This is a genomic window from Micrococcus sp. R8502A1, from assembly GCF_006704135.1.
Taxonomy (GTDB): domain Bacteria; phylum Actinomycetota; class Actinomycetes; order Actinomycetales; family Micrococcaceae; genus Micrococcus; species Micrococcus luteus.
Map to the genome: position 1 here is coordinate 1 of NZ_VIGS01000089.1, position 4,907 is coordinate 4,907.

Annotated in this window: 5 protein-coding genes and 2 pseudogenes; 4 read left to right on the forward strand and 3 right to left on the reverse strand. The window is 69.8% G+C overall.

Features of this window, described 5'->3' with window-relative positions; translation table 11 throughout:
- Together FLM69_RS11015 and FLM69_RS11020 are read right to left on the reverse strand one after the other, a co-directional pair.
- Positions 1-786 (reverse strand): annotated as a pseudogene (locus FLM69_RS11015) (IS5 family transposase); the annotation flags it as partial.
- A gap of 46 nt (positions 787-832) precedes the next feature.
- A pseudogene (locus FLM69_RS11020) lies at positions 833-967 on the reverse strand (ArsR family transcriptional regulator); the annotation flags it as partial.
- 78 nt (positions 968-1,045) lie between these two features.
- On the opposite strand from FLM69_RS11020, the gene FLM69_RS11025 reads away from it, so the two are divergent.
- The 3 genes from FLM69_RS11025 to FLM69_RS11410 all read left to right on the forward strand — a co-directional run bounded on the left by FLM69_RS11025 (position 1,046) and on the right by FLM69_RS11410 (position 2,536).
- Entirely contained in the window at positions 1,046-1,420 is a 375-nt protein-coding gene (locus FLM69_RS11025) for a helix-turn-helix transcriptional regulator (RefSeq protein ID WP_010078471.1), read from the forward strand.
- Positions 1,420-2,331 carry a cation diffusion facilitator family transporter gene (locus FLM69_RS11030; RefSeq protein WP_141844241.1) on the forward strand — a complete coding sequence of 304 codons (912 nt, stop codon included), beginning with the start codon at positions 1,420-1,422 and terminating at the stop codon, positions 2,329-2,331. Before FLM69_RS11025 ends, FLM69_RS11030 begins: the two co-directional genes overlap by 1 nt.
- Positions 2,332-2,395: 64 nt before the next feature.
- Positions 2,396-2,536 carry a hypothetical protein gene (locus FLM69_RS11410; RefSeq protein WP_181743514.1) on the forward strand — a complete coding sequence of 47 codons (141 nt, stop codon included), beginning with the start codon at positions 2,396-2,398 and terminating at the stop codon, positions 2,534-2,536.
- A 271-nt stretch (positions 2,537-2,807) separates the two neighbouring features.
- Here FLM69_RS11410 and merA read toward each other — a convergent pair whose 3' ends face one another.
- Positions 2,808-4,271 carry a mercury(II) reductase gene (gene merA / locus FLM69_RS11035; protein WP_141844243.1) on the reverse strand — a complete coding sequence of 488 codons (1,464 nt, stop codon included), beginning with the start codon at positions 4,269-4,271 and terminating at the stop codon, positions 2,808-2,810.
- 56 nt (positions 4,272-4,327) lie between these two features.
- Here merA and FLM69_RS11040 point away from each other — a divergent pair, with 56 nt between their 5' ends.
- A complete protein-coding gene (locus FLM69_RS11040; protein ID WP_036382791.1) occupies positions 4,328-4,717 on the forward strand; it encodes a heavy metal-responsive transcriptional regulator in 390 nt (129 codons plus the stop codon).
- Positions 4,718-4,907: the final 190 nt, after the last annotated feature.

Sequence of the window (4,907 nt, forward strand, 5' to 3'; positions counted from 1 at the left end):
TGCTTCAGGTGCGCGTACTGGCGCTCGATCACGTTCCGGCCCTTGTAAGCCTGCGAGTCCAGGCCCACGGGACGGCCACCGGCCGAGCCGCGGCGCCTGCGGTGGCCCTGCTGATCCGCCGGCTCGGGGATCACGGCTTTGATCCGGCGGGCACGCAGGTGGGTGCGGATCGCCCGGGAGGAGTACGCCTTATCGCCCAGCACGGCCTCGGGGCGGGTCCGGGGCCGCCCTACTGGCCGGGTCACGCGCAGCTGCTCCAGAAGAGGAAGGAGCATCGGGGAGTCCCCTGCCTGGCCGGGGGTGATCAGGCTGACCAGCGGCAGCCCGGTCCCATCGACGAGCTGATGGATCTTCGTGCTCAGCCCTCCCCGGGAGCGCCCGATGCCGTGATCGGCCGGCTCCTCATGCAGATTCCTGTAGTTCGACCCATCCCCCTGTGAGGCGGGTGATGTTCGTCGCGTGCTGATGCGCACGGGCGATCGTGGAGTCCACCGAGACCGACCAATCGATCAGGCCTTCGGCGTCCGCGGCGGCGGTCAGCCTCGCCAGCACCGCATCCCAGGTGCCCTCTTCAGCTAAGCGCCGGTGCCAGGTCCACACGGTCTGCCAAGGCCCGTAGACCTCGGGCAGATCCCTCCATGCAATCCCGCACCGATATCGGTAGATGATCGCCTCCACCATCGTGCGGGCGTCCGAGAACGGCCTGCCGGCCCTGCCGGTCCGGGTCGGGAGCATCGGGGCGATCAACTCCCATTGGGCATCGGAGAGCATCTGGAAGCGGGACATGCCTTCCAGGGTGTCAGCTGGCCCCCTGGATCCATTCTCAGACACGCCCTAGGTCGCGGGCGAGTACCGCCGGGTAGCTCGGGCCCTCGAGGAGTGTCATGAGGATGCGGGAGCGGGTCGGGTCGGCCATCGCCCGGCCCAGCCGGTTCATCACGTCCAGCCGCGAAGCAATAGTCAGCATGCGCTGACCATACAGAACCTGCTGACCTCTCGTGTGTGGCTCCCGCTGCTGATATCTGCATAGGTGTATGGTCGTGGCATGAGTGTGACGCCGTTGGATTCGTGTCAGGTCACCGCCGTCCATCCGGAGAAGGTGGCGCTGACCCGGGAGAGGATCCCCGACGAGCGCGAGGCCGGCAGGTTGGCCGGGCTGTTCAAGCTCCTGGGGGACCCGCGCCGTGCCCGGGCGCTGTATGCGTTGCTGGAGGCCGGCGAGCTGTGCGTGTGTGACCTGGCGGCGTCGGTCGATGTCGCGGAGGCGTCGGTGTCCCAGGTGCTGCGGGTGCTGCGTACCGCTGGGGTGGTCGAGAGCCGCCGGGAGGGGCGGATGGTGTACTACCGCCTCGCTGACGGGCATGTGCGGATGCTGCTGGACGTCTCCCGTGAGCACGCCCGCCACGAGGGGCAGGGCTGATGGGGGCGGGACACAGCCATGCCCCGGCGACCGGGCATGCCGGTGGCCGCTACCGTCGGCGGCTGGCGGGGGCGTTCGCCCTGACGGCGGGCTTCTTCCTGATCGAGCTGGTCGCGGGGCTGGTGTCGGGGTCGTTGGCGCTGCTGTCGGATGCCGGGCACATGGCTGCCGATGTGGTGGTGCTGGGTGCGGCGCTGCTGGCGACGCGCATCGCGAGCCGGCCGGACTCCACGGGGCGACGCACCTATGGCTCCTACCGGGCCGAGGTGTTCGCCTCGGCGTTGGCGGTGCTGGCGATGCTCGCGGTCGGGGTGTACGTGGTGGTCGAGGCCATCAGCCGGCTGGGCGACGCGCCGGAGGTGGCCTCCGGCGCCATGCTCGCGGTCGGCTTCGCCGGCCTGGTGATCAACATCATCTCCATGCTGCTGCTGCGCAGCGGGGCCAAGGACAGCCTGAACGTCAAGGGCGTCTACTACGAGGTGATCGCCGACGCCGCCGGGTCGGTGGGTGTCATGGTCGCCGGCGTGCTGATCATCCTCACCGGCCAGCAGATCTGGGACGTCGTGGTCGCGGCGCTCATCGCGGTCTTCGTCATCATCCGGGCGGTGGTTCTGGGCAGGCAGGTGATCGCGGTGCTGGGCCAGCACGCCCCGGAAGGGGTGGACCCGGAGGACGTCGCCGGTGACCTGGACGCGGTCGAGGGGGTGGAGGAGGTCCACGACCTGCACCTGTGGACCCTGACGTCGGGGATGAACGTGGCCACGGCCCACCTGGTCGCTGACCAGGGCGCGGACCACGGCGCCGTGCTTGCCGGCGCGCGCCGGGTGCTGCGCGACCGTTACGGTATCGCCCATGCCACCTTGCAGGTGGAGGGCGCCGGCAGCGACGGCTGTCACGACCTGAGCTGGTAGCACTCGGCACGGAAGCCCGCTCGCGAGAGCCGCACATGCTTGAGCAACGTCTTAGGAGCGCGCGATGACCGCGAAGCACGGCAAGGGCCCCGGGCCGGACGAGGGCCAGCGGCCGGCCCGGCGCGGAATGGTGCTCACCCTGCTGGGGATCGGTCTGGTCGCCGCGGCTTACGTGGTGACGATCGTGGTCATGGTGGTGCGGTGACGCGGCCCAAACGGACCGCGGCCTCATGGCGGCGCCGCAAGGCGGTCATCGCGTCGTCCAGTGCTGTCCTCGTCGGGTCGAGCACGTAGAGGTCGTGAAGACGTCCAGATATAGGCCTGGGACGGGAGTTCTTGCATCGACTGAACTCCCCGGTGGTTGCAGGTCCGATACGCAGGGGTGCCAGTAAGTAGGGCTGATCGGCGCCCATTTTCTTGTCTCGCGCCCCGGGGCGAGGCGGTCCCCTATCGGTGTCCCTGTGTGCGGGGCAGGTTCACGCCGCGCAGCAGGAGAGCTTGGCGATGTCGGTGGTGAAGGCCTGCGCGGTGAGCTTGAGGCCTTCGGCCATGGTCAGGTAGGGGCTCCAGAGGTTGGCGACCTGGCTGGTGGTCATGCCGGCCTCGAGCATGTAGACCCCGGCGGCGGCGAGGTCGCCGGCGTCCTGGGCCAGGGCGGTAATGCCGAAGATGCGGCCGGTGTCGGCGTCGGTGACCATCTTGATGAACCCGCGGGTGTCGCGGTTGACGATCGCGCGTGGGACGTGCGCGAGTGACAGGACACGGCTGTCGTAGCGGATCCCGGCAGCGGAGGCCTGCCGTTCGGTCATCCCGACGGCGGCCAGGGCGGGGCTGGTGAACATGACCCGGGGCAGGTGGCGGTAGTCGACCTCGAGGCCGGCGCCGGTGAGGGCGTTGTCGGCGACGAGGGCGCCGTGGGCCGCGGCGACGTACACGAACTGACGGTGGGCGGTGACGTCACCGGCAGCCCAGACGCGCGGGTTGGTGCTGCGCAGATGGCTGTCGACGACCACCTCGCCGTGGTCGCCGGTGCGCACGTCGACGGTGTCGAGACCGAGCGTGGCGGTGACCGGGCGGCGCCCGGTGGCGACGAGTACCTCGGCCGCCCGGAGTTCCTGTGAGCCGTCAGTGGTGGTGGCAGTGACCGTGACCTCGCCGGTGGCCGGGTCGCGGCGGACCGCGCTGGGCACCGCGCCGCGGATGATCTGGATGCCTTCGTCCGTGAAGATCTCATCCAGGGCGGTGGACGCCTCGGGTTCTTCCTGGGACGCCAGCCGTGAACGGACCAGCATGGTGACCCGGACGCCGAGCCGAGCGAAGAGCTGGGCCTGCTCCATCGCGACGTAGCCGCCGCCGATGACCAGCAGCGACTCCGGGACGTGGTCCAGTTCCATCGCGGTGGTCGAGGTCAGGTAACCGGCCTCCTGCAGGCCGGGGACCGGCGGCGCCCAGGGCCTGGAGCCGGTGGCGATGAGGTAGTGCGCGGCCCGGACCGTCTCCACCGTGCCGTCAGGGCCGGTGACGCGCAGTGCCGGCTCGCTGGGTGTGCCGACGAACGTGGCGTCCCCGGGGTGGAGATCCCATCCGTACTCGGTGGCCAGGTCCAGGTACTTCTCGCCACGCAGTGACCCGACGAGCCGATCCTTGCCGGCGATCAAGGCGGGCATGTCGACCGGCCGGACTTCGGAAAACGGCAGCCCGGGGAACCGGGAGGCGTCGAGTGTGACGTGGCGGGCCTCGGCGGTCGCGAGCAAGGCCTTGGAGGGCACGCACCCGGTGTTCACGCAGGTACCGCCGACGGTGCCACGCTCGATCATCACCACCCGTCTGCCGAGGTTGGTGGCGCGGATCGCGGCCGCGAACGCCGCCCCACCGGACCCGATCATTGCCAGGTCATACGACCTGCTGTTAGCCGTTGCCGTCATGAACTCCTCCTTCATCGCCCTCAGGATCGACCTTCCAGTGCACTGGAAGGTCAAGGGGGAGAATGAGTGGCATGCGGATCGGTGAGGTGGCTCGGGCGTCGGGCACGACGAGCAAGACCCTGCGGTACTACGAGGAGGTCGGGCTGCTACCCGCCGCGGACCGCACCCCGGCGGGCTACCGGGACTACGGCGCCGAGGTGCTCGACCGGCTGGACTTCATCCGCCGGGGGCAAGCGGCCGGGCTGACCCTGGCCCAGATCGGTCAGGTGCTGGACATCCGCGACCGGGGGCAGGCCCCCTGCCGGCACGTCACCGACCTGCTCGACACCCGCCTTGATGTGATCGACCGGCAACTCGCCGAGCTCGCGCAGCTACGCACCACGATCGCCGACCTGCGCGAGGACGCCGCCGCCGGCGACCCGGCCACGTGCTCCCCCGAGGATGTCTGCCGCTACCTGTGACACCGAAGTTCACGGGCCCGTGGCAGCGCATGGCGGCCCACTCTGTTGCGTTGGGGTGTTAGACCTTTCGCAACGGTTCTGTTGCGCGGGGTGCACCCTATCGCGACGCCTATTCCTCCGGCCTGCCGTCGGCCGCTGTCCCGGTGAAGGATCGGCTTGCGGAACGTGAGCCTCACTCGCAGCGCCCTCT

What these genes read in the sequence shown, in the direction of transcription:
- FLM69_RS11030 (WP_141844241.1), top strand. Translation starts at nt 1,420, where the DNA reads ATGGGGGCGGGACACAGCCATGCCCCGGCGACCGGGCATGCCGGTGGC.
- FLM69_RS11410 (WP_181743514.1), top strand. Translation starts at nt 2,396, where the DNA reads ATGACCGCGAAGCACGGCAAGGGCCCCGGGCCGGACGAGGGCCAGCGG.
- FLM69_RS11025 (WP_010078471.1), top strand. Translation starts at nt 1,046, where the DNA reads ATGAGTGTGACGCCGTTGGATTCGTGTCAGGTCACCGCCGTCCATCCG.
- FLM69_RS11040 (WP_036382791.1), top strand. Translation starts at nt 4,328, where the DNA reads ATGCGGATCGGTGAGGTGGCTCGGGCGTCGGGCACGACGAGCAAGACC.
- merA (WP_141844243.1), bottom strand. Translation starts at nt 4,271, where the DNA reads ATGAAGGAGGAGTTCATGACGGCAACGGCTAACAGCAGGTCGTATGAC.